Genomic DNA, 23,238 nt, shown 5'->3' with positions numbered 1-23,238 from the left:
TCATGTCACAGGACGAGATAAGCAGTGAACCCGTTAACAACAGGTGACTTTACTGAAGCCGAAGAGCCCTTCACCCTGTTCAAGGCCTGGATGGCCGAGGCTGAGGCGGCCGAGCCCAACGACCCCGACGCCATGGCGCTCGCCACCGTGGACGAGACCGGCCTGCCGAACGTGCGCATGGTGCTGCTGAAGGGCGCGGACGAGAACGGCTTCGTGTTCTACACCAATACCGAATCGAACAAGGGCCGCGAGCTCCTGGGCCAGAAGAAGGCCGCCGTCGTGCTTCATTGGAAGAGCCTGCGCCGCCAGGTGCGCGCCCGCGGGCCGATCACTCTGGTGAGCGATGCGGAGGCGGACGCCTATTTTCAGAGCCGTCCGCGCGACAGCCGCATCGGCGCCTGGGCGAGCCAGCAGTCGCGCCCGCTCGAGAGCCGCTTCGCGCTCGAAAAGGCGGTGGCGCTGAACACGGCGAAATACGCCATCGGCGAGGTGCCGCGCCCGCCCTACTGGACGGGCTTCCGCATCGCGCCCGTCTCCATCGAGTTCTGGCAGGACAAGCCGTTCCGGCTCCACGACCGCGTGGTCTTCACCCGCGAGGGCGACGGCTGGCGGAAGGTGCGGCTTTATCCCTGATCGACCCTCATCGCCGTAGACCCTGATTCCGAACCGGGATAAGGGTCTGCCCCGCTCAACAGAGATCCCCCGATGTCCTCCTCCGCCAGCAATTCCCGCCGCATCATGCTGCTCACAGGCGCCAGCCGGGGGATCGGGCATGCCACGGTCAAGCGCTTCTCCGCGGCCGGGTGGCGCGTGATCACCTGCTCCCGCCACGGCTTTCCGGAGAACTGCCCGTGGGAAATGGGGCCGGAGGATCATCTCCAGGTCGATCTGGCGAATGCCGAGGACACCCTTCGCGCCATCGCCGAGGTGAAGGGGCGGCTTGCCGCCGAGGGCGGCTGCCTGCACGCCCTCGTCAACAATGCCGGCATCTCGCCGAAGGGACAGGGCGGCTCGCGGCTCGGGGCTGTCGACACCCGCTACGAGGATTGGCTCAAGGTCTTCCAGGTCAATTTCTTCGCCTCGATCATGCTCGCCCGCGGCCTCCAGGACGAGCTCACCAACGCCAGGGGCTCGGTGGTCAACGTGACCTCCATCGCCGGCTCCCGCGTCCATCCCTTCGCGGGCGCGGCCTATGCCACCTCCAAGGCGGCGCTCGCCGCGCTGACCCGCGAGATGGCCGCCGATTTCGGACCTCTCGGTGTGCGCGTGAACGCCATCTCTCCGGGCGAGATCGACACCGCGATCCTCTCGCCGGGCACGGAAAAAATCGTCGAGCAGCTGCCGCTGCGGCGCCTCGGCACGCCGGACGAGGTGGCGAAGGCCATCTACTTCCTCTGCACCGATGCGAGCTCCTACGTCACCGGCGCGGAGCTCCACATCAACGGCGGCCAGCACGTCTGATACGGCTGACACATGTCCGCGCGGCTAAAGCATTTTTCGGCGAAGTGGATCCGGTTCGCCGTCAAAAAATGCGGCAAATCAAAGAAGAGAGATGATTCCACGCAAGTGGAAACAGCTCTAGTCCCTTTTCTTGCGATACTTCTGGCCCTCGGCGCCGCATCGGCCCTCGGCCAGGAGGATGCGGAGAAGAGCCCCTTCGCCGATCCGGACATGAAGCCCGCCTACACGCCGCAATGCCATGAGGTCCGGGCATTGACCCGGGACCGGGAAACAGGCGAGACCCGCGTCGATTTCAGCGTCACCGGCCCCCTCGCCCTCGTCCATTTCGACGGCACGCTGGCCTATCTCGGCCTGTGCGGCACCCCGCCCGATCCGAAGGTTTTGTGCGTCACCTATCAAACCAACGACATGAAGGTCGGCGACGTGGTGACGGTCGCGGGCGGCTACAGCCGGCCCAATCCGGACTTCATCGTCCTCGATCCGTGCCTCGCGCAGCGGGCGGAGGAGCCGGCGCAGTAGAGGTGCCTCGCACTGCCTGCGCTGGCCGGGCCATTATCGCATCACGATGGCAGGCCGCGCCTCTCTCCGTTCTTCTGGACAGGGAGGGAAGTAGGCGAGCGAGTTCATGGGCGGGGCCGTGTTCGTGCTCTTGGTCAAGGCGGCGATCAAGGCACTGCCATCGGAGCCCGGCTGTACCTTCCGCGCGGCTTTGCAGAAAGCTATTGGGCTATGGTAGCCAATATATGGTAGGCCGGGGATAGCAATGAACAAAGATGAAAGGAAAGGCCGCAATCTGAGGCCGAAGGACAACCCATTTGTTGATCTCGCGCCTGACGAAAGAATTCAGATCGTACATATGCGGCTTGAACACACAAAAGATCTGTTGCTTGAAGTAATTAGGTTGAACGAACAACGGCGTGCGATAGTCCCTATCTTCGATCAATACTGGGCTGCAACGCCAGACAACACGATTGTAACATTTGTTGTTACAATTGTTCAGTTTGAAATTTCCCATGTATGCCGCCTTTGGGATGGGGCGGAACTCTCTGGATACGGACTACCGTCTATTGCAGCTCTCCTCGACAGTCACGACGTGCTGAGGCTAGTCGCGAAGAGAATTGAAGCTGGTTATCCGGGCGGGGCGCAGAATGCTGCCAAATTAGAGCCTCTAAAGGCGGCGTTGGACCTCATTGGCAGCGCAGAAATCTCCGACACTCTCAAGTGTGTCAGGAATCACCGACACAAGCATATAGCCCATCCTATTCTGAAGACTCGACAGGAGCGTAATCAGTCGTTTGAGCTGGCACAGGCTGCCGACAATGAAGAACTGATTGCGATCGCGATTAAAGCGATCTCAACGTTGGCTTGGGCTGCATCTGGCCAAGATGTGGATTACGAAGCATTCAGGCTTGATGCCCAGTCAGCGGCCCAGCATTTTTTCGGCTCAGTCCAATGGCCCCCGCCAGACTTCTGAGCAAAACTCCAACATTGGACTTCAATTCCCTCTAATGCTCTTTCCGCTATCCCCTCCCCACGACCTACTCCCGCGACACCACCGCCCTCTCCGAGCCTGGCGGGTCGAATGCGACGTCTGAGTGCAGACGGGTGATTGTCGAACTGTCGGGTGGATGACAGATGGGGATCGCTAAACCCGTTACGGGGTAAGGACCGAAACCGTTTCTGCCTCTACGGTCGGATCCTAAAGCGCCCACTCTTTCGAGGGGCGCTTTCTTTTTGCTGATGCCTTAGTCGTCGAACGGCCCCTCTGCCATGACCAACGAAAGGGCGGCACGAACAACGGTTTGCCCTTCCTCGTCCCGGACGTTCACGACGAAGGTTCGGTAGTTCCCATCCGGGAGGGCATCCTTGGCCATATCCGGGAGCGCCTTTTGAGCCTCCTGCTTAGCAGTGTCGTTATCGGGCAGTTCTTGACCAGCCTCATCAGAGTGGGCGTTTTCACCATCGTAGGTGTCGAAGAAATAGCGGGGCATCAGCACTCCAAGCCATGGATCTGTGAGTATCAACCGGGGAGAGCATCCTTTGTTCAGCTTCATTTGCGATGCCCTCGCCATGACCTGCTCCCGCGACACCACATCCATAACGGGCAACGGATAAGTCAGTTGGCGCTCCTTTGATTGCCTGGGTGAAATCCTCTAATGACATTGGAACATGATTTCACCAGCCGCTCGACAGGACATCTCACGTGTTTGCCGTGCCTCAGCCGCCATCGAATGAAGCCGAGCGCCTCGACTTCCTGTATTCCTGCGGAATACTCGATACCCCCCGTGACGAACGGTTTGATCGCGTTACGCGATTGGCTGCCCAATTCTATGCGGCGGATGCTGCCTTCCTGGGCTTCATCGACGATCGCTATCAATGGATGAAATCCATCCGCGGGGACGGCGTTGCCCCATGGATCGAGCGAGATCAGTCCATATGTCAGATTGTGATCGCGTCCGGAGAGCCTCTTGTCGTTGGCGATATGAGGACGGATTCACGGCTGAAGGGGCACCCCATCGTCGCCCTTCTCCCCTTCCGCTTCTACGCAGGCGTACCGCTCCTCACGCATGACGGAGCTGCGGTAGCCTCGTTGTGCATTCTCAAGCACGAGCCGCAACCTACGGACACCTTCAACCTTTCGCCCTTGGCGGACCTTGGCGCCATTGCGATGGACGAGCTCGAGCTGTGGCGCCACAATCAAGAATTGAGTCGGGCAGCCGAAAGAGACGGCTTGACCGATCTGGCCAATCGACGCGCCTTCGATGCCGCTCTCGATCGAGCCTGGCTGAGGCTTCAGCGCACAAGGCAACCGTTGTCCCTTCTGATGCTGGACCTCGATCATTTCAAGGCTCTTAACGATCACGCCGGCCACAGAGCCGGCGATGAGGTTCTTCGTCAGTTTTCCCGGATCCTGTCACAGGCAGCGCGCCGGGCAGACGACCTGGCAGCGCGCTATGGGGGAGAGGAATTCGCCCTCATCCTTCCCGACATGAACGGCGACGAGGCTTTGGGCCTCGCCAAGGTCCTCAAAGCCGCCCTTGAGACGGCGGCCATCCCCCACCCCCGCGGCATCGACAAGCGTGTGACCGCGAGCATGGGATTGGCCACCGTCGGCGCTGATGACGTCGATAGCGTGGATACCCTGGTCCGCCATGCGGACGCCGCGCTTTACGATGCCAAGCGGGAAGGTCGTGATCGTATCGCGGTTTGGTCTGCAGAATGACCTACTCCGGTGATACCACCGCCATCTCCGAACTCACCGACCAGGAGCAGCTGGTCTAAGGAATCGTGGATCGAGACGGAAGCTCGAGTCCTCCTGAGAATCTGGCTCATAAACGGATTCTGCCACTTAAGCCCTCATCCTGAGAGGCTGGCTCATAAATCACTCACCTCATCCTGAGGAGCAGCGCAGCTGCGTCTCGAAGGAGGTTCCAGAGAGCACTGGAGGCGCCCTCGTCCTTCGAGACGCCGCCTGCGGCGGCCCTCAGGATGAGGGCTGAGGGGGCAGAAACCCTCTATGAGCCGGACTCTCAGGATGAGGTGCGAGGTTTACGAGCCAGACACTCAGGATATCAAACGAGCAGCGGGATGCCTTCTCCAACCGCCTGAGGACTGGCATTACGCCGCCTGCGCCGGCCACGCTCCCACATAGCGCGATTGCGGACGGATGATGCGGCCGGTTCCGGCCTGCTCGATGGCATGGGCGACCCAGCCCGCACTGCGGCCTGCCGCGAAGAGCGGGGTGAAGCCCTCGCGCGGAACGCCGAGGGCGTCGAGCAGGATGGCGGTGTAGAATTCCACATTGGTGTCGAGCCGGCGTCCCGGCTTGCGGCGCTGCAGCACCCTGAGGGCGGTCATCTCCACGGCCTCGGCAAAGGCGATGCGGTTGTCCCGTCCCTTCAGTTTCCCGACGGCCGCCATGAGCACATCCGCCCGCGGATCGCGCACCTTGTAGATGCGGTGGCCGAAGCCCATGAGGCGCTCGCCCCGAACGATGGCGTCGTCGAGCCAGGCCTCCGCATTGTCGATCGAGCCGATCGCGTCGAGCATGTCGAGCACCGGACCGGGCGCCCCGCCATGGAGCGGCCCCTTGAGCGCGCAGAGCCCCGCCACCACGGCGGAGAGGAGACCGGCCTGGGTCGAGGCCACCACCCGCGCCGTGAAGGTGGAGGCGTTTAGCCCGTGATCGATGACCGTCACGAGATAGGTGTCGAGGGCCTTTGCCTCGCCAGCCGAGACCGGCGCATCGCGCATCATGCGCAGGATGTCGGCGGCATGGCTCAGCGATGGATCGGGCGCGACCGGCGCGAGGCCCTGGGCGCCCCGCACGGCCATGGCGGCGGCCACGCCCGCAGCGCCGACGGCCAGGGCGGCATGGTCGTCCTCCGCGTCGGGCAGGCCAGCCAGCAGCAGGCGCATGCCTTCCACCGGCGTGAGGCCGGTAAGCTGCGAAGCGAGCGGCGCGAGATGGGCGTATGCCCTTTTGCGGGCCTGGCCCAGAAGCGCCCGCGGGTCAGCCGAGGCGTTCGGGACCAATCCCTCCCAGAGCATCGCCGTGACGTCCTCGAACGCCACATGACCGGCGAGTTCCTCCAGATCGTGCCCGGCAATGATCAGGCGTCCCGCCTCGCCGTCCACATGGCTGAGGGACGTCTCGGCTGCCACCACGTCGTCGAGTCCGATTGTCATGAGCTTTCTCCTTGTTCCGAAGAGCTTCACGCCGGCCTTGCCGTGCGGTCAATCTTGAATCAACATATCAACATATGGACGCTTCATCCCTCGACCTCGCGACCGCCGAAGAGGCCTCGTCCCGCCTCGGCATCAGCCGGGCGAGCCTCTATGCCTATGTGAGCCGGGGCCTGATCCGCTCCTTCTCCTCGCCGCATGATCCGCGCCAGCGTCTCTATGCTCTTGAAGACGTGGAGACCCTGGCCGAGCGCAAGGCGCGGTTCCGCCGCCCTGCCGTCGCGGCCGCGACCGCTCTCGACTGGGGCCTGCCCGTGCTGGAGACGAGCATCACCCAGATCCGGGACGGGCGGCTCTTCTATCGCGGGCAGGACGCCATCGCCCTCGCCGGGACCGCCACGCTCGAGGAGATCGCGCATCTCCTGATCGGCGGCTTGGACAAGGACGCTTTCAATCGCCCCTCGCGACTACCGATCCTGCTTGCCGCAGCGGCTTTCGGCCCGCATGACTTCGTCGCGCAGGCGGTTCGCCTTCTCTCCGAGCCGGCCCCTAAGGAAACCCGGGCAGCGGAGGTGGCCGCGATCCTGCGCCTCGTCGCTGCGGCGGCGAGCGGCGCCGATCCCGGGACCGAGCCCCTCCACCGCCATCTGGCCTCGGCCTGGAAAGCCCCGCCGCGCGCCGCCGAGACGATCAGGCGCGCGCTGGTGCTCTGTGCCGACCACGAGCTCAGCTCCTCCGCCTTCGCCGTGAGGGTCACGGCCTCAACCGGCGCGTCGCTGCGCAATGCGGTGATCGCGGGCCTCGCGGCGCTCAGCGGCCCCTATCACGGCGGCATGACCGAGCGGTTCCGGGCTTATCTCGACAACCCGAAAACCTCGCCCTCCCCCAGCACCCGCCACCGTCTCTACCCGGAGGGCGACCCTCGGGCGGCCGCCCTTCTGCAAGGTGTTCCCCTGCTTGCTTCCGACGCCACGACCTTAAGGGCGATGACCATGGCCTCGAATGCCGGGCCAAGCATCGATGTGGCGCTCGTGATGATGGAGCGGGCCTATGGACTGCCTGTGGGTGCGGCGTTTACGCTCTTCGCAATCGGACGCACCGCCGGATGGCTGGCGCACGCCATCGAGCAGCGCAGCCAGGCGACTCTCATCCGGCCGCGGGCGCGCTATATCGCGACCGATGACCCTTCTGCCCGGACATCCTCGTGACCGACGACCGCCTCTACCCCACCCGCCCGATCCTTGCCGCCTCCGTCGCCGTGATCCGGGATGGGCGGATCCTGCTCACCGCGCGCGGGAAGCCGCCGAGCGAGGGGCTGTTCTCCCTGCCCGGCGGCATGGTGGAGACCGGCGAGACGCTGGCCGAGACCGCGTTGAGGGAACTTCGCGAAGAGGTCGGAGTTAAGGCCGAGCTTATTGGCCTGATCGCGCCCGTCGAATTCATTGAAAGGGACGAGAAAGGCCATATAAGACATCATGTCGTCATCGCCGCCCATGCTGCCCGCTGGGTCTCGGGCGAACCCCAGACAGGTCCGGAAGCAAAGGAAATCCGTTGGGTCACGGAACGGGACATCGCCGATCTGCCGATGACGGCGGGGCTCGCCGGAATTCTGGCGCAGGTCTTCAGGCTCGCGCGGATGGATTCCGACGCTTGAGGCGTGCGGGTCTGCTTCTCGCCGTTCCCGCCCTGCTGCTGGCCGCGCCCTCGCCCGCAGCGGCCCAGAGCTTCTTCGAGCGCCTCTTCGGCGTCCGGCCGCAGCCGCAGCCAGGACAGCCGGTCCCGCAGCAGCAATACCGCACGCAGCCGCAGTTTCGTCCGCCGCAGCAGCAACAGCAGCGACGGCCCCAGCAATCGCAGCGCCCGCAGCAGGCGCCGCAACAGCAGGCGGAGCCGGCCCCCGTGGTCGAGCCGCCGCCGGCTCCCTACGAGAAGGAGCTGCTGCGGCTGGCAGAAATCATGGGGTCGCTCGCCATGCTGCGCCCGCTCTGCAGCGCCCCCGACGCACCCGAATGGGGCCGGCGCATGCAGATCCTGCTCGAGGCCGAGGGAACCACGCCCGGCCGGCGCGAGCGCCTCGCCGGCGCCTACAACAAAGGCTACCAGGCCTATGCCCTCACCTACCGGGTCTGCACGCCGTCCGCGCAGGAGGCCTCCGTCCGGTTCTTGGGCGAAGGCGAGCAGCTCGCGCGCAGCATCACCGGGCGCTACGGCGGGTGACAGGAAGCACGGACCGCTCGCTCAGCTCTCATCGGAGAGTCTGGCTCAGAATTGGCTGCAACCGTGTGAGACCGTCCCGTCACACCCACCACGTCATCACCGGCCTTGTGCCGGTGATCCCGATGATGAGACGCGCTGAGCCCCACCGTATCGGGATGGCCGGCACAAGGCCGGCCACGACGTGGTGGGGACAGAGGGGAGCAAAACAGGTGTTGCAGCAACGCCTCTTATCCACATTTTTCCGGAAAGTCCCTCTCGCGTTAACCTCCTTGCAAGGTGATGCTGGCGGCGGGTCGGCGCGACGTCTACAAATGATTCAACCGAACTCGCGCGCCGCCCCTTCAAAGGGGCCTGGATCATGAACGATAACGACGTCCCTCACGACGAGCTTACCGAACTCAGCGCCCTCAAGCAGGCGGCCCTGAGCTATGTGACAGATGCCTTCGCCGAGGCCGAGCTCGACGGGCTCGACGGCGATTGCATGGCCCAGGCCGCCCTCTTCGCGGCCTTTACCGAGCTCGTCGCCACCTATGGCGAAGATGCCGTTGCAGAATACGCCGCCACCCTGCCGGACAAGATCCGCACGGGGGCTTTCTCGATGGCGATGTCGCTGAAGCATTGAAGGCGGCTCGTCGAAGGCGGCTGCATCGTGAGAGACTGACTCATCGCTCTGTTGCTTACTGAGCCCTCATCCTGAGGGCCGCCGCAGGCGGCGTCTCCAGAGAGCGCTGGACCCTCCTTCGAGACGGCGCTTCGCACCTCCTCAGGATGAGGCCGGAGCTTTGCAAGTCAGCCTCGCCGGCGGATGCTGCAGGACGGCGATGCAGGTGCAAAAATGGGTGGCTGTTGGTTTTACATCCTTCGCTGCGCTGACGGCAGCTACTACATTGGAACAAGCCGGTCCGACGATCTGGAAACGCGCATCAGTCAGCACAATCAGGGTTATTTCGGAGGCTACACGGCTAGGCGTCGTCCCGTAGTGCTTGTCCACTCAACCCATTTCGACAGCATCATCGAAGCCATTGCGTATGAAAGACAGGTCAAAGGCTGGTCGCGAGCCAAGAAGGAAGCGTTGATCAGAGGAGATTTCGACGCTCTTCCAGGATTGTCGAAAAGCTATCGCTCGGGCCGTCGGTCAGGCTCCGACGGGGACTAACGCAAATCCATGTAACCTCAACCTCCTCCTGAGGAGCATAAACTCGACCTCATCCTGAGGAGGTCGCGAAGCGACCGTCTCGAAGGAGGGTCCAGCGGGCGCTGGAGACGCCTCGTCCTTCGAGACGGACCTGACGGCCCTCCTCAGGATGAGGCTATGGGGGTAAAGGCTTCGCCAGCCTCATCATGGTCGGCCTCGGCCTGCGCCTCGCGCTCGGCGGCAACGCATCGGCGATGCGCCGCTAGAGCACAGAAGCTGCGCTCGGGTTCCGTTCAGGAGCCGCCGAGGGTCTCCTCGAACCGCACCACCTCGCCCTGCGACGGCGTCTCGAGCGCGCCGTCCCACATCACCACGTTGCCGCGCACGATCGTGCCGATGGGCCAGCCGGTGACCTTTTTGCCGTCATAGGGCGTCCAGCCGCATTTCGAGGCGATCCAGTCGTTGGTGATCGTCTCGGTGCGCTTCAGATCGACCACGGTGAAATCCGCGTCGTAGCCCACCGCGATGCGGCCCTTGTTGGCGATGCCGAAAAGGCGCTTGGGGCCTGCGCTCGTCATGTCGACGAAGCGCTCGAGCGTAAGCCTGCTCGCATTCACATGATCGAGCATGATCGGCACGAGAGTCTGCACGCCGGTCATGCCGGAAGGCGTGTTGGGATAGGTCTTGTCCTTCTCCTCGCGCGTATGCGGCGCGTGGTCGGAGCCGAGAACGTCGGCAATGCCTTCGTCCAGCCCCTGCCAGAGCGCGGCGCGATGCAGCTCGTCGCGCACGGGCGGATTCATCTGGATGTAGGTGCCGAGACGCTCGTAATCCTCAGGGCCTGCGAGGGTCAGGTGATGCGGCGTGACTTCAGCGGTCACGAGATCCTTGTAATCGCGCAGGAGCGCCATCTCTTCGGCGGTGGTGATGTGCAGCACGTGGATGCGCGCGCCCGTCTCGCGCGAAATGCGCACGAGGCGTTGCGTGCAGGCGAGCGCCACCTCCGCGGACCGCCAGACCGGATGCGAGCGCGGATCGCCCTCGACGCGCAGGTTCTTGCGTTCGCGCAGCATCGCTTCGTCCTCGGAATGGAAGGCGGCGCGGCGGCGGGTGCGGCTCAGGATATTGGCGATGCCCTCGTCGTCCTCGACGAGGAGCGAGCCCGTCGACGAGCCCATGAAGACCTTGATGCCGACGGCGCCGGGCAGACGCTCGAGTTCCGGCACGTCGTTGGCGTTCTCGTGCGTGCCCCCGACCCAGAAGGCGAAGTCGCAATGCATGCGGTGATGGCCGCGCCGCACCTTGTCGGCGAGCGCTTCGGGAGTCGTCGTCTGAGGATCGGTATTCGGCATCTCGAACACCGTCGTGACGCCGCCCATGGCGGCGGCGCGGGAGCCCGTTTCGAGATCTTCCTTGTGATCGAGGCCGGGCTCACGGAAATGCACCTGGCTGTCGATCACGCCCGGCAGAATATGCAGGCCGCGGCAATCGATCTCTCGCCCGGCGGATGCATGCGACAGGTCGCCGATGGCGGCGATGCGGCCGGCGCGCACGCCGATGTCGCGCTCCACGCGTCCGTCGTGGTTCACGACGATTCCGCCTTTGAGGATCAGGTCGAAGGTTTTGGGCATAGCAATCTCATCTCTTGAGGCGGCTGCGGAAGGGGCATATGTGACGCTACTGTGTGAGAACAAGGGAGCGGGGCATATGCCGTCAGTCCATCTGGCCGACCGGGGCGTGGTAAGGGTTTCGGGGGAGGACGCCAAGACTTTTCTCGACAACCTGATCACCTGCGACCTGGACCGTGTGTCCGCGCACGCCGCGCGCCTCGGCGCCTTGCTCACGCCACAAGGCAAGATCCTGTTCGATTTTCTCGTCTTCCAGGCCCCGGCCGAGATCGGCGGAGGTTATTACCTGGACGTTCTGAAGGTCTTCGCGCCGGATCTGGCCAAGCGCCTCGGCTTCTACAAGCTGCGGGCCAAGGTGGCTGTCGAGGACCTCTCCGACAGCCTCGCCGTCGTAGCCGGCTGGGATGTTCCGAAGCCTGAGGACGAAACCGGCCTCGTCGCCGAGGACCCCCGCCTCCCCGCTCTCGGCTGGCGCGCCATCGTCGCGGCGCAGGACGCGGCGGAATTCGCCAGGGACCCGGCGGAGGCCTACCACGCCCACCGCATCGCGCTCGGCGTGCCCGAAGGCGGGCGCGACTTCCTGTTCGGGGACGCCTTCCCGCACGAGGCCCTGATGGACCAGCTCCAGGGGGTCGATTTCGACAAGGGCTGCTATGTCGGCCAGGAGGTCGTCTCGCGCATGCAGCACCGAGGCACCGCCCGGACCCGGATCGTGCCGGCCGTCTATGAAGGCGGCTTCGCGGCCGAAGTCGGGGTCGAGGTCACGGCCGGGAACAAGGCGCTCGGCAAGACGGGTACCGGAGCGGAAGGACGGGGCCTGCTGATGATCCGCCTCGACCGGGCCGACGATGCCCTCAAGGCCGGCGAGACCATCCGGGCGGGCGGCATCCCCGTGCGGCTGGAGAAGCCATCCTGGATCGGCTTCCCGTTTCCGGGCGGGGCCGACCCTGCGCCTTAAGTTCTAGCGAAGCTTGCGGAACAAGGGGAACCCGTCAGGGTTATAGACCACTGGGCCGGATCATGTGCCGCGAAGACGCACAAACGGTCCCGCTGGGGAATTTTCGATGAATGCTGTGCCAGGGGATACGACAAAGACGCTGGAGAGACGTTTCCAACTCCTCGTCGATGCGGTCACCGACTATGCCATCTACATGCTCGATCCGACGGGTATCGTGGTCAGCTGGAATCCCGGAGCGCAGCGCTTCAAAGGCTATAAGGAAAGCGAGATCCTCGGACATCATTTCTCGCGCTTCTACACCGAGGAAGATCTTGCGACGAACCTGCCGCGACGGGCACTCGACACGGCGGCGCGCGAAGGCAAGTTCGAGGCCGAAGGCTGGCGTGTGCGCAAGGACGGCACGCGCTTCTGGGCGCATGTGGTCATCGACCCCATCCGCGATGCCGGCGGCAGCCTCCTCGGCTTCGCCAAGATCACCCGTGACCTCACCGAGCGGAAAAAATCCGAGCAGGCGCTCAAGGAGAGCGAGGAACGCTTCCGCATTCTGGTCCAGGGCGTCACGGATTACGCGATCTATATGCTCGACCCGGAAGGTTATGTGACGAACTGGAATGCCGGGGCGCAGCGGATCAAGGGGTACTCGGAAAAAGACATCGTCGGCCGGCATTTCTCGCAGTTCTACACTGATCAGGACCGCGCCAGCGGCCTGCCGCGTCGCGCGCTCGATACGGCGGTGCGCGAAGGCAAGTTCGAGGCTGAAGGCTGGCGTCTGCGCAAGGACGGCACGCGTTTCTGGGCGAGCGTCGTCATCGACCCGATCCACAACGACATGGGCACCCTGATCGGCTTTGCAAAGATCACCCGCGACATCACCGAACGGCGGCAGGCGCAGGAGGCTCTGCAACAGGCGCAGGCCGCGCTTTTCCAGGCCCAGAAGATGGAGGCGGTCGGCCAGCTCACCGGGGGCGTCGCCCACGACTTCAACAATCTTCTGACGATCATCGTCAACAATCTCGATCTGCTCACGCGCAATGCGCGCGATCCGCGGGACGTCAAGCTGATCGAAAGCGCGCAGCGCGCGGCGGAGCGCGGATCGAAGCTGACGCAGCAGCTTCTCGCCTTCTCCCGCCGTCAACCGCTGCAGCCTGTTTCGCACAATCCGAACACGCTCATCGAAGGCTTCGAGACGGTTCTTCGCCGCGCCTGCGGCGAGCTGATCGCGCTGAAGCTTTCGCTCGCCCCGCGGGTGAAGTGGATCTCCGTCGACGGGCCGCAATTCGAGTCGGCCGTTCTCAACCTCGTCGTGAATGCCCGCGATGCCATGCCGAATGGCGGCTCTCTGACGATCGCCACCGGCGATGTCACCCTCGGCGACGGGGATCGTACCGCCGCGAGCCTGCAGCCGGGCCCCTATGTGTCGATCATCGTGGAAGATACGGGGATCGGCATGACTCCGGATATGGTGGAACGCGTGTTCGAGCCCTTCTTCACCACGAAGGAAGTCGGCAAGGGCACCGGTCTCGGCTTGAGCCAGGTCTACGGCTTCGTGACCCAGTCGGGCGGCCATATCGAGATCGAGAGCGAGCCCGGCAAGGGCAGCAGGGTCATCATGCTGCTGCCCGCTCAGGAGCGTGGGGAAGAGCCGACGGAAAGCGACGTCGCCGCGGAGCGGACTGCACGGGACAGTGCCGGGACCGTCCTGATCGTCGAGGACGATCCCTCCGTGCGCGAGGTCGCCAGCGATATCTTCGACAGCCTGGGCTACGACGTCGTCACGGCCACCGATGCCCATGAGGCCATCGCCGTGCTGGAGGGCGCCGCCGTCATCGACGTGCTGTTCAGCGACGTGATCATGCCGAATGGAATGAACGGGGTCGAACTGTCGCGAAGGGCACGCGAGATGCGGCCCAACCTGAAGATTCTGCTCGCCTCCGGCTATCCCATGTCGGCCCTGCCCTCCGAGGGGCTCGGCGCGGGCGTCTCCTTCATCAGCAAGCCCTATCGCTGGACGGAGCTCTCCGAGAAGCTGCGGGCGCTGCGCACCGGCGGGTGACGCCTATCGCAGCATGTGATGCGCAATATCGGGATTTTTGATTGGTTCGCGCTCGCGTGAAACGCTAGCATCCGCGCGAAATCGGACGGAAATGCCATGTATCAGCCGCCTCATTTCCGCGAGGACAGCCTTGCGGTCCAGCATGCCCTCATCAAGGCCCATCCCCTCGGCCTGCTGGTGACGTTCGGCAGCACGGGACTTCTGGCCAATCCCCTTCCCTTCGTGCTGGATGCCGAAGCATCGCCCATGGGGACGCTCAAGACACACCTCTCGCGCGCCAATGCCCAATGGCAGGATTTCGACCCCGACCAGGACGCGCTCGTCGTCTTCCAGGGGCCCGAGGCCTACATCACCCCGTCCTGGTACGCGGCCAAGCGCGAGCATGGCAAGGTGGTGCCGACCTGGAACTACGCCATCGTGCAGGCCCGCGGCCGCATCCGGATCAAGGACGATCCGGACTGGCTGCGGCAGCAGATCGCCGCCATGACGGAAACCCAGGAGAACCTGCGGTCTGAGCCCTGGGCCGTCAGCGATGCGCCCCCTCCCTTCGTCGCGGCGCAGCTGAAAGGCATCGTCGGGGTCGAGATCGAGATCACGCGGATCGAGGGCAAGTGGAAGGTGAGCCAGAACCGGTCGGAGGCCGACCGCCAGGGCGTTGCGGAAGGCTTGCGGCTGTCGCAGGAGGACGAGGCCCATCGGATGGCCGAGATGGTCGATGCGCGCGGAGCCCGCCCTCGTGAATGATGGGAACGGCGTGAGGATCGAGCTCTGCACCCTGCAGAATCTCGACGAATGGAGCGCGCTCCGGCACGCGCTGTGGCCCGAAGGCTCCGAGCAGGAGCACCGCGCCGAGGCGCAGGCCATGCTCTGACCGGGTGGTCTATTATCGCAAGCCGCTGGCGCCGGGCTGAGCCCCCAATTTTGGCCCAACTGTACGCCCTAAGCCCTCATCCTGAGGGCCGCCGTAGGCGGCGTCTCGAAGGACGAGGGCGTTTCCAGAGATCACTGGAGCCTCCTTCGAGACGCAGCTTCGCTGCTCCTCAGGATGAGGTGGTTACTTATGAGCCGGATCTTCCCGTTTCCTTACAGTCCCGCTAAACACGTGCCATGAGCGACGGACTGATCCTGCATCCCGACCACAAGACCCGCTGCTGGTGGCCCGGCACCGATCCCTTCTATGTCGCGTATCACGACACGGAATGGGGCGTGCCGGAATTCGACGACCGCGCGCTGTTCGAGAAACTCATCCTCGACGGCTTCCAGGCCGGCCTGTCCTGGATCACCATCCTGCGCAAGCGCGAGAATTTTCGCACAGCCTTCGCCGGTTTCGATCCTGCCGTGATCGCCCGGTTCGACCAAGCGCAGGTGGAAGCGCTGATGCTCGACACGGGCATCGTGCGCAACCGTGCCAAGATCGAGGCGACGATCGCCGGCGCCCGCGCCTGGCTCGTCATCCAGGAGCGCGGCGGCTTCTCGCGCTTCCTGTGGGACTTCATCGACGGACGTCCGGTCCAGACCGATGCGAAGACCCGCAAGGACGTGCCGACGGAAACCGAGATCTCGCGAAAAATCTCGAAGGCGCTGAAGAAGGAAGGCTTCAACTTCGTCGGCCCCACCATCGTCTATGCCTTCATGCAGGCGGTGGGCATGACCAACGATCACCTGACCGGCTGTTTCCGCCACGCGGAATGCGCGGCGCTCGCCAAGGCGCTCTGATGGCGAAGGAACCGCGCGTCTGGCAGCGGATGCTTTCCGGCCGCCGCCTCAACCTGCTCGACCCCTCGCCGCTCGACGTCGAACTCGACGACATCGCCCACGGGCTCGCCCGCGTCGCCCGCTGGAACGGGCAGACAATCGGCGGACACATCTTCTCCGTCGCGCAGCACTCGTTGCTCGTGGAGGCGATCGCGAGCCACATCGATCCGGACATGTCGCGCGAGCGGCGTCTCGCAGTGCTTCTGCACGATGCACCGGAATATGTGATCGGCGACATCATCTCGCCGTTCAAGGCGGTGATCGGCGATGCCTACAAGACCATCGAGTCAGGCCTGCTCGCGGCGATCCATCTTCATTTCGGACTGCCGGCGCAACCCGCCGCAACACTCAAGCGCTTCATCAAGCAGGCCGACCGCCAGGCGGCCTTTCTCGAGGCGACGCACCTCGCGGGCTTTTCCCGCGAGGAGGCGATCAAGTTCTTCGGCCGTCCGGATCCCCTGCCGCGCACGGTGCTGACATTGCTCGAACCCTGGCCGGTGTCGGAGGCGGAGGAGCGCTACCATCGGACGGTCACGGGGGCGTTGGGGGGGTGACGCAATCCCCTCTCCCGGATGGGAGAGGGGTAGGGGTGAGGGTGTGCGATTTCAGAATGAAACTCGAATATTGACGCTTGGGAAATGGGACGCTCAGTGCCGTATCCTGCGCCGGCCTTCCCTCACCCCAACCCTCTCCCAAACGGGAGAGGGAGTATTGCGCGCATGCAAACCTGCCCGCCAATCCTGAGACCAATCCCATGCCGACCCTTCACGTCTGTCCCCTCTCCCGCCTGCACGACACCGTGACCGCGACCCGCGCGAGCCATGTGGTGAGCCTCATGGGTGTCGGCGCCGAGGTCCAGCGGCCGGCGGCGATTGCGGCGGAGCGGCATCTCTTCATCGGCGTCAGCGACATCGTCGAGCCGCGGGAAGGCTATGTGCTGCCGGCGGAGGAGCATATCGAGACGCTGCTTGCCTTCGTCCGCGCCTGGGGCCGGGAGAGCCCGCTCCTGTTTCATTGCTGGGCGGGAATCAGCCGCTCGACCGCCGCCGCCTATATCGCGGCCTGCGCGCTCGCGCCGGAGCGGGGCGAGGCGGACCTTGCCGCAATCCTCCGCGCGGCCTCCCCGAGCGCGACCCCGAACGCCCGCCTGATAGCGCTTGCCGACGACATTCTCGGCCGGCAGGGCCGGATGGTCGACGCGATCCACACGATCGGCCGGGGCACCGAGGCTATGGAGGGCACGCCCTTCATGTTACAGCTTAACGATTGCTAGCCGATTCCATCCGGAACGGCCGCGCGCTTGAGACGTCCGAGGCCATCTCGTGGAAATGATCCTCCTCGCCCTGCTGGTGCTCAGTATTCCGGTCTGCGCCATCGCGGGACTTGTCCTCGGCCTCTCCGCGCGGACCAAGCTCGACATCCTGCAGCAGCGCATCGCCCATCTCGAAGGGCAGCTGGCCCATGCCGGCATCCAGCCTGTCACTCCGGCAGCGGAAGCCCCGCCGGCCGCCGAGCCCGAGGCGCCGGTCGAAAAGCCCACCTTCGCCGCCGAACCGCCCCGGCCGGCCGTCTCCGTCCCGACCATTCAGGCGGCAATCCCGCAGGCGGCAGCCGCGCGCCAGGATCTCGAGGAGAAGCTCGGAGCCCGCTGGGCGGTCTGGGTCGGCGGCGTGGCGCTTGCGCTCGGCGGCATCTTTCTCGTGCGCTATTCCATCGAGCAGAACCTGCTCAGCCCCGCGACCCGAATCGCGCTCGGCGGCCTCTTCGCGCTGGCTCTCATCGGCGCCGGCGAGTGGCTGCGCCGGCGCGAGCGGGAATTCGTCCTGCCCGCCCTTCCGCAGGCCAACGTGCCCGCGATCCTCACCGCGGCCGGAACCTGCAGCGCCTTCGCCTCGGCCTATGCGGCCTACGCGCTCTACGATCTGATCGGCCCGGCGACGACCTTCGTGCTGCTCGGCCTCGTGGCTGTCCTCGCCATGGTCGCCTCGACGCTCCACGGCCCGATCCTCGCCGCACTCGGCCTGCTCGGCGCCATGGGAAGTCCGCTCCTCGTCTCCTCCGACAAGCCTCAGCCCTGGGCGCTGGTGATCTATCTCGCCTTCGTGGTCCTGCCCGCCTACGGGGTCGCGCGCCTGCGCCTGTGGCGCTGGCTGGCCCTTGCGGCCGCCACCGGCGTCCTGGCCTGGACGTTCCTCATCTTCATCCTCGACGGAAGCGACGCCCTGCCGGCGATGGTGCATCTCGTCCTCCAGGCAGGGCTTGCCGCCTATTTCCTGGTCGTCGCCCCCTACCGGCATGCGGAGGACGAGGATTCCGGAACGGACTGGGCCGCCAGCGGCCTGCTCTTCGCCTTTGCCCTCGCCGGCATCGCCATATCGGGTTCCGTGATCGCCGGGGACGGACGCCCGGTCTTCGTCGCCGCCCTGGTTCTGATCCTCCTGACCACAAGCTTGCGATTCGCGCCGGCGGCCCCGGCTGCGGCCTCCGCCGCCCTGACCGTCGCGGGAGCGCTTCTGGTCTGGCCGATCCGCAGCGAGATCGGCGGCACGCCCGAAAACCTGTTCTACCAGAGCGGCGATGCCTTCGCCGTCCGGCCGCACGCCCTCTCGGCCTATCTCGCCCTCGCAATCCTGGCGCCCGCCGCCATCGCCGGCTCTTCGCTGCTTCGCCTCGTGCACAGGCCCCACCTGAACCTGCCGACCGCCGCCTGGTATGCGATTGCCGCGACCGTCGGGCCGCTTTTCGTGCTGATCGCGGCCTATTGGCGGGTGGCGGAGCTCGAGCGCAGCCTGTCCTTCGCCCTCGTCGCCGGAATCCTCGCGCTTGCCTTCACGGCGGCATCCCGCTTCCTCGACCGCCGGGTGTTCGAGGAGGCGGGCGCCCTGCGGCTCGCGCTCGGCGCGACGGCTTCGGCTGCGCTGGCGGCGCTTGCCCTCGGCCTGACCTTCGCCCTCGACAAGGGCATGCTCACGGTCGCCTTCGCCCTGACCGGCCTGGGAACGGCCTGGGTCGCGGTAAGGGTCTCCATCCCCGCGCTTCGATATGCCGTCGGCGCCATCGGCCTGCTGGTTCTGGGACGGCTCATCTGGGATCCGACCATCGTCGGCGGCGATCCCGGCCCGATCCTGATCAACTGGCTCCTGTTCGGCTATGGCGTTCCGGCCCTCTCATTCATCGTCGCGAGCCGCATGCTCGAGCGCACGGGCCGCGACTGGGTCGTGCGGCTGACGGAGAGCCTCGGCATCGCCTTTGCCGCCTTCCTGGTCTTCTTCGAGATCCGCCACGCCCTGCGGGCCGGCGATCCGCTGGCCGCCACCACGGATGTCCTGGAAATCGGCCTCGTCGCGACCGAAAGCCTGGTCTTCGCGATTCTCCTGACCCGCATGGATCTCCGGCAGAGCGACCCGGTCTATCGCTTTGGCTCGCTGATCTTCAAGGTCCTGTCGCTCACGCTCTGTGCCGGCGGGCTCCTGCTCATCGCCAACCCGCTGCTGTCGGAGGAGGAGATCCCCGGCGGGCCGGTCTTCAACGCCCTCATCCCGGCCTATCTCCTGCCGGCGCTGCTCGCCGCCGGATTGGCCCTCGTCGAGCGCCGCGCCCGGCCCCGCTGGTACGGCCTGTCCTCGGCCATTTTGAGCCTTCTCCTGCTCTCGGCCTATCTCGGGCTCGCGATCAGGCGGGTCTTCGCCGGGCCGCAGCTCGCCTCCTGGGTGGGCTTCACGCAGGGCGAGCAATGGAGCTATTCCGTCGCGCTTATCGCCATCGGCATCCTGCTGCTCGGCCTTGGCCTCGTCTTCAACAACCGCTTCGCCCGCCTCGCCTCAGGGGTCTATCTCATTCTCGCCGTGCTGAAAGTGTTCGTCGTCGACCTCGCCAATCTGGAGGGCGTGATGCGCGCCCTGTCATTTATCGGCCTCGGCCTTGTTCTCATCGGCATCGGTCTCGTCTATCAGAGACTCCTCGCACGCCGACCCAGCGATGCCGCAATCCCATCGTGATATCGCTTGAGGACAGACATTTGACGGACATCCGCATGACCGACACCGCCTCCATCAAGACCCTCCCCTTCGAAAAGGCCCTGGCCGAGCTCGAGGACATCGTCCGCCGCCTCGAGCGCGGCGATGTGCCCCTGGAGGATTCGATCGCGATCTACGAGCGCGGCGAAGCTTTGAAGAAGCATTGCGAGCAGTTGCTCAAGAAGGCCGAGGCCCGCATCGAGAAGATCACCATCGGCCCCGACGGCGCAGCCTCCGGAACGGCTCCGCTTGACGTTGCGGAATAACCCGCCTTGGCAGGGACGGCCTTCGTGTCGCGTTTGACCGAGGCCCTCCCGGACCTTATCTCCTTGGGACGGCCTCCGGCTGAAGCTTGGCGAGTATAACGTTGTCCACACCCCTCCTCGACACCATCAAGACCCCCGACGATCTGAGGCATCTGCCCGAGAACCAGCTCAGGCAGGTGGCGGACGAGCTGCGGACCGAGACCATCGGCGCGGTCTCCGTCACCGGCGGGCATCTCGGCGCGGGCTTGGGGGTCGTCGAGCTGACGGTGGCGCTGCATTACGTGTTCGACACGCCCCGCGACCGGCTGATCTGGGACGTGGGCCATCAGGCCTATCCCCACAAGATCCTTACCGGCCGCCGCGACCGGATCCGCACCCTTCGGCAGGCCGACGGCCTGTCGGGCTTCACCAAGCGGTCGGAGAGCGAATACGACCCCTTCGGCGCGGCCCATTCCTCGACCTCGATCTCGGCCGGCCTCGGCATGGCCGTAGCGCGGGATCTGGAGGGCAAAAAGAACAACGTGATCGCCGTGATCGGCGACGGCGCCATGTCGGCCGGCATGGCCTATGAGGCCATGAACAATGCCGGCGCCATGCATTCGCGCCTCATCGTCATCCTCAACGACAACGACATGTCGATCGCACCGCCCACCGGCGCCATGTCGTCCTATCTCGCCCGGCTCGTCTCCGGCGGCACCTATCGCGGCATCCGCGAGACCGCCAAGCAGCTGGCGAAGAAGCTGCCGAAATTTCTCTACGACAAGGCCGCCAAGGCCGAGGAATTCGCCCGCGGCTTCTGGACCGGCGGCACCATGTTCGAGGAGCTCGGCTTCTATTATGTCGGCCCCATCGACGGCCACAACCTCGACCACCTTCTGCCGATCCTGAAGAACGTGCGCGACACCGAGACCGGACCGGTCCTCGTCCACGTGGTCACCAAGAAGGGCAAGGGCTACGCGCCGGCGGAAGCCGCCGCCGACAAGTATCACGGCGTCGTCACCTTCGACGTGGTGACCGGCGCGCAGACCAAGGCCAAGGCCAACGCCCCCTCCTACACCAAGGTGTTCGGCGAGAGCCTGATCAAGGAAGCGGCGAAGGACGACAAGATCGTCGCCGTCACGGCCGCCATGCCCTCCGGCACCGGCATCGACCTCTTCGGCAAGGAATTCCCCGCCCGCACCTTCGACGTGGGCATCGCCGAGCAGCACGCGGTGACCTTCGCCGCCGGCATGGCGACGGAGGGCTACAAGCCCTTCTGCGCCATCTATTCCACCTTCCTGCAGCGCGCCTACGACCAGGTCGTGCACGACGTGGCGATCCAGAACCTGCCCGTTCGCTTTGCCCTCGACCGCGCCGGACTTGTGGGCGCCGACGGTGCCACCCATGCGGGCTCCTTCGACATCGCCTATCTCGCCTGCCTGCCGAACATGGTGGTGATGGCGGCCGCCGACGAGGCGGAGCTCGTGCATATGGTGGCGACCGCCGCGGCCTACGATTCAGGCCCCATCGCCTTCCGCTACCCGCGCGGCGAGGGCGTGGGCGTCGATATGCCCGAACAGGGCGTGCCGCTTGCCATCGGCAAGGGCCGTATCGTCAAGGACGGCAGCCGCATCGCGATCCTGGCCCTCGGCACCCGCCTCGGCGAGGCCCTGAAGGCGGCAGAGGAACTGGAGGCGCGCGGGCTTTCCACCACCGTGGCCGATGCCCGCTTCGCCAAGCCCCTCGACGAGGAGCTGATTCTGCGGCTCGCCCGCGACCACGAGGTGCTGATCACCGTCGAGGAAGGCTCCGTCGGCGGCTTCGGCTCCCATGTGCTGCAGCTTCTCTCCGACAAGGGAGCCCTGGACCGCGGCACGCTGAAGGTGCGCTCCATGGTCCTGCCCGACATCTATCAGGACCAGGACAAGCCCGAGCGCATGTATGCCCAGGCCGGGCTCGATGCCGCCGGCATCGTGAGCAAGGTGTTCGAGGCGCTGGGGCAGGAAGAGAGCCGCAAGGTCAGGGCTTAGAGTATTTCTCACGTCATGGCCGGCCTTGTGCCGGCCATCCCGATGCTTTGGAGCGCGGCGCCTCAATCCATCGAGATCACCGGCACAAGGCCGGTGATGACGTCGAGGATGCCACGCGCTGTCATTCCGGGGCGCCGCAGGCGAGCCCGGAACCCATAGCCACGACGGCTCAAGATAGAGATGAGCGGCGTTGCGCCGCTGACTGCATCGTTAGCGGCTATGGGTTCCGGGTTCCGCTGCGCGGCCCCGGAATGACAGTGGAGCTTAAACCGTCAGCGTCCCCGCCTTCGCCGCCGCATAGCGCTGGCCGATCCTGTTCCAGTCGAGCACGTTCCACCACGCCTTCAGGTAGTCCGGCCGGCGGTTCTGGTATTTCAGGTAATAGGCGTGTTCCCAGACATCGTTGCCCATCAGGACCCTTTGCCCCTCCATCAGGGGTGTATCCTGGTTGGGCTTCGCCACCAGGGCGAGCTTGCCGTCGCGGGTGACCGTGACGAAGACCCAGCCCGAGCCGAACTGCCGCTCGCCCGCCGTGTTGAAATCGGTCTGGAACTTCTGGAAGCCGCCGAGATCCCGGTCGATGGCGGCCTTCACCTCGCCCGAGGGCTCGCCGCCGGAGCCGCCCATGATCTGCCAGAACATGGTGTGGTTGGCATGCCCGCCGCCATTGTTGCGCACGGCCGTGCGGATCGATTCGGGCACCTTGCTCAGGTTCGCCAGCATGTCCTGGAGCGGCATCTTGGCCGCCTCGGCGTTCTGGGCGAGCGCCGCGTTGAGATTGTTGACATAGGCCGCATGGTGCTTGTCATGGTGGATCTCCATGGTCTGGGCATCGATATGCGGCTCGTTCTTCGACGGCGCATAGGGCAAGGGATCCAGCTTGTAGGGCCCCGACGGGGCTTGCGCCCAGGCCCGGGGAATGGCAGCGCTGGCGGCGAGAAGGGTCGCACCCGTCAGGAGATGTCGGCGGCTGATCATGGGATCTCCGTTGGCCTGTGTGAATTGTGAACGAAAGATGTTCTAGGGCGGACCTTGGTTCCGGCCCATGAAGAGA

24 protein-coding genes are annotated in these 23,238 nt (G+C 65.2%); 20 read left to right on the top strand and 4 right to left on the bottom strand.

Annotation, left to right across the window (positions count from 1 at the left end):
- The first annotated feature begins 24 nt into the window (after nt 1-24).
- From pdxH to JKL46_RS23675, 4 genes are all read left to right on the top strand, one after another.
- Complete coding sequence (gene pdxH / locus JKL46_RS23690; RefSeq protein ID WP_201838009.1) at nt 25-633, top strand: pyridoxamine 5'-phosphate oxidase; 609 nt, start codon at nt 25-27, stop codon at nt 631-633.
- A gap of 105 nt (nt 634-738) precedes the next feature.
- Nucleotides 739-1,461 (top strand): SDR family NAD(P)-dependent oxidoreductase, encoded by a 723-nt coding sequence (locus JKL46_RS23685; RefSeq protein WP_201838034.1) that lies wholly within the window; start codon nt 739-741, stop codon nt 1,459-1,461.
- 105 nt (nt 1,462-1,566) lie between these two features.
- Nucleotides 1,567-1,980 carry a hypothetical protein gene (locus tag JKL46_RS23680; protein WP_201838007.1) on the top strand — a complete coding sequence of 138 codons (414 nt, stop codon included), beginning with the start codon at nt 1,567-1,569 and terminating at the stop codon, nt 1,978-1,980.
- A 244-nt stretch (nt 1,981-2,224) separates the two neighbouring features.
- Complete coding sequence (locus tag JKL46_RS23675; RefSeq protein WP_201838005.1) at nt 2,225-2,935, top strand: AbiU2 domain-containing protein; 711 nt, start codon at nt 2,225-2,227, stop codon at nt 2,933-2,935.
- A 271-nt stretch (nt 2,936-3,206) separates the two neighbouring features.
- On the opposite strand, the gene JKL46_RS23670 is transcribed toward JKL46_RS23675, so the two are convergent.
- Complete coding sequence (locus tag JKL46_RS23670) at nt 3,207-3,452, bottom strand: DUF6894 family protein (protein WP_201838003.1); 246 nt, start codon at nt 3,450-3,452, stop codon at nt 3,207-3,209.
- A 212-nt stretch (nt 3,453-3,664) separates the two neighbouring features.
- On the opposite strand from JKL46_RS23670, the gene JKL46_RS23665 reads away from it, so the two are divergent.
- Entirely contained in the window at nt 3,665-4,684 is a 1,020-nt protein-coding gene (locus JKL46_RS23665; RefSeq protein ID WP_201838001.1) for a diguanylate cyclase domain-containing protein, read from the top strand.
- A 395-nt stretch (nt 4,685-5,079) separates the two neighbouring features.
- Here the strand turns inward: JKL46_RS23665 and JKL46_RS23660 are convergent, their stop codons facing one another.
- The gene (locus JKL46_RS23660) at nt 5,080-6,150 is read right to left on the bottom strand and encodes a citrate synthase/methylcitrate synthase (protein ID WP_201837998.1); all 1,071 of its coding nucleotides are present in this window, start codon (nt 6,148-6,150) and stop codon (nt 5,080-5,082) included.
- A gap of 74 nt (nt 6,151-6,224) precedes the next feature.
- Here JKL46_RS23660 and JKL46_RS23655 point away from each other — a divergent pair, with 74 nt between their 5' ends.
- The 5 genes from JKL46_RS23655 to JKL46_RS23635 all read left to right on the top strand — a co-directional run bounded on the left by JKL46_RS23655 (nt 6,225) and on the right by JKL46_RS23635 (nt 9,520).
- Nucleotides 6,225-7,355: a citrate synthase family protein gene (locus JKL46_RS23655; RefSeq protein WP_201837996.1), complete on the top strand. Its 1,131-nt coding sequence runs from the start codon at nt 6,225-6,227 to the stop codon at nt 7,353-7,355.
- The gene (locus JKL46_RS23650) at nt 7,352-7,801 is read left to right on the top strand and encodes an NUDIX domain-containing protein (RefSeq protein WP_201837994.1); all 450 of its coding nucleotides are present in this window, start codon (nt 7,352-7,354) and stop codon (nt 7,799-7,801) included. Before JKL46_RS23655 ends, JKL46_RS23650 begins: the two co-directional genes overlap by 4 nt.
- Complete coding sequence (locus JKL46_RS23645; protein WP_246529486.1) at nt 7,798-8,364, top strand: TIGR02301 family protein; 567 nt, start codon at nt 7,798-7,800, stop codon at nt 8,362-8,364. The genes JKL46_RS23650 and JKL46_RS23645 overlap by 4 nt, the downstream gene beginning before the upstream one ends.
- A gap of 358 nt (nt 8,365-8,722) precedes the next feature.
- Nucleotides 8,723-8,986 carry a hypothetical protein gene (locus JKL46_RS23640; protein WP_201837992.1) on the top strand — a complete coding sequence of 88 codons (264 nt, stop codon included), beginning with the start codon at nt 8,723-8,725 and terminating at the stop codon, nt 8,984-8,986.
- Between the two features lie 183 nt (nt 8,987-9,169).
- Nucleotides 9,170-9,520 carry a GIY-YIG nuclease family protein gene (locus tag JKL46_RS23635; protein WP_246529485.1) on the top strand — a complete coding sequence of 117 codons (351 nt, stop codon included), beginning with the start codon at nt 9,170-9,172 and terminating at the stop codon, nt 9,518-9,520.
- A gap of 272 nt (nt 9,521-9,792) precedes the next feature.
- On the opposite strand, the gene JKL46_RS23630 is transcribed toward JKL46_RS23635, so the two are convergent.
- A complete protein-coding gene (locus JKL46_RS23630; RefSeq protein ID WP_201837990.1) occupies nt 9,793-11,130 on the bottom strand; it encodes a dihydroorotase in 1,338 nt (445 codons plus the stop codon).
- A 76-nt stretch (nt 11,131-11,206) separates the two neighbouring features.
- Between JKL46_RS23630 and ygfZ the strand changes: the two genes are divergently transcribed.
- The 10 genes from ygfZ to dxs all read left to right on the top strand — a co-directional run bounded on the left by ygfZ (nt 11,207) and on the right by dxs (nt 22,184).
- On the top strand, nt 11,207-12,085 hold the full coding sequence (ygfZ, locus tag JKL46_RS23625) for a CAF17-like 4Fe-4S cluster assembly/insertion protein YgfZ (RefSeq protein ID WP_201837988.1): 879 nt from the start codon (nt 11,207-11,209) through the stop codon (nt 12,083-12,085).
- A 106-nt stretch (nt 12,086-12,191) separates the two neighbouring features.
- Nucleotides 12,192-14,138, top strand: coding sequence for a hybrid sensor histidine kinase/response regulator (locus tag JKL46_RS23620; protein ID WP_201837986.1), 1,947 nt, complete (start codon nt 12,192-12,194; stop codon nt 14,136-14,138).
- A gap of 96 nt (nt 14,139-14,234) precedes the next feature.
- Nucleotides 14,235-14,882, top strand: coding sequence for an FMN-binding negative transcriptional regulator (locus JKL46_RS23615; protein ID WP_201837984.1), 648 nt, complete (start codon nt 14,235-14,237; stop codon nt 14,880-14,882).
- Nucleotides 14,875-15,009 carry a hypothetical protein gene (locus tag JKL46_RS36375; RefSeq protein WP_281400010.1) on the top strand — a complete coding sequence of 45 codons (135 nt, stop codon included), beginning with the start codon at nt 14,875-14,877 and terminating at the stop codon, nt 15,007-15,009. The genes JKL46_RS23615 and JKL46_RS36375 overlap by 8 nt, the downstream gene beginning before the upstream one ends.
- A gap of 236 nt (nt 15,010-15,245) precedes the next feature.
- Nucleotides 15,246-15,854, top strand: coding sequence for a DNA-3-methyladenine glycosylase I (locus tag JKL46_RS23610; RefSeq protein WP_201837982.1), 609 nt, complete (start codon nt 15,246-15,248; stop codon nt 15,852-15,854).
- On the top strand, nt 15,854-16,447 hold the full coding sequence (locus tag JKL46_RS23605) for a YfbR-like 5'-deoxynucleotidase (RefSeq protein ID WP_201837980.1): 594 nt from the start codon (nt 15,854-15,856) through the stop codon (nt 16,445-16,447). Before JKL46_RS23610 ends, JKL46_RS23605 begins: the two co-directional genes overlap by 1 nt.
- A gap of 200 nt (nt 16,448-16,647) precedes the next feature.
- The gene (locus tag JKL46_RS23600; protein WP_201837978.1) at nt 16,648-17,166 is read left to right on the top strand and encodes a tyrosine phosphatase family protein; all 519 of its coding nucleotides are present in this window, start codon (nt 16,648-16,650) and stop codon (nt 17,164-17,166) included.
- A gap of 55 nt (nt 17,167-17,221) precedes the next feature.
- A complete protein-coding gene (locus tag JKL46_RS23595) occupies nt 17,222-19,891 on the top strand; it encodes a DUF2339 domain-containing protein (RefSeq protein WP_246529488.1) in 2,670 nt (889 codons plus the stop codon).
- 35 nt (nt 19,892-19,926) lie between these two features.
- Nucleotides 19,927-20,175, top strand: coding sequence for an exodeoxyribonuclease VII small subunit (locus JKL46_RS23590; RefSeq protein ID WP_009764792.1), 249 nt, complete (start codon nt 19,927-19,929; stop codon nt 20,173-20,175).
- 101 nt (nt 20,176-20,276) lie between these two features.
- A complete protein-coding gene (gene dxs, locus JKL46_RS23585) occupies nt 20,277-22,184 on the top strand; it encodes a 1-deoxy-D-xylulose-5-phosphate synthase (protein ID WP_210381445.1) in 1,908 nt (635 codons plus the stop codon).
- 264 nt (nt 22,185-22,448) lie between these two features.
- On the opposite strand, the gene JKL46_RS23580 is transcribed toward dxs, so the two are convergent.
- Entirely contained in the window at nt 22,449-23,162 is a 714-nt protein-coding gene (locus JKL46_RS23580; RefSeq protein ID WP_246529484.1) for a superoxide dismutase, read from the bottom strand.
- Between the last annotated feature and the right edge of the window lie 76 nt (nt 23,163-23,238).

It is taken from the genome of Microvirga zambiensis WSM3693, assembly GCF_016735695.1.
In the GTDB taxonomy this organism is placed as follows: Bacteria; Pseudomonadota; Alphaproteobacteria; order Rhizobiales; family Beijerinckiaceae; genus Microvirga; species Microvirga zambiensis.
Note: the sequence above shows the minus strand (reverse complement) of the source record. Positions and strands in the feature narration are given on the sequence as shown.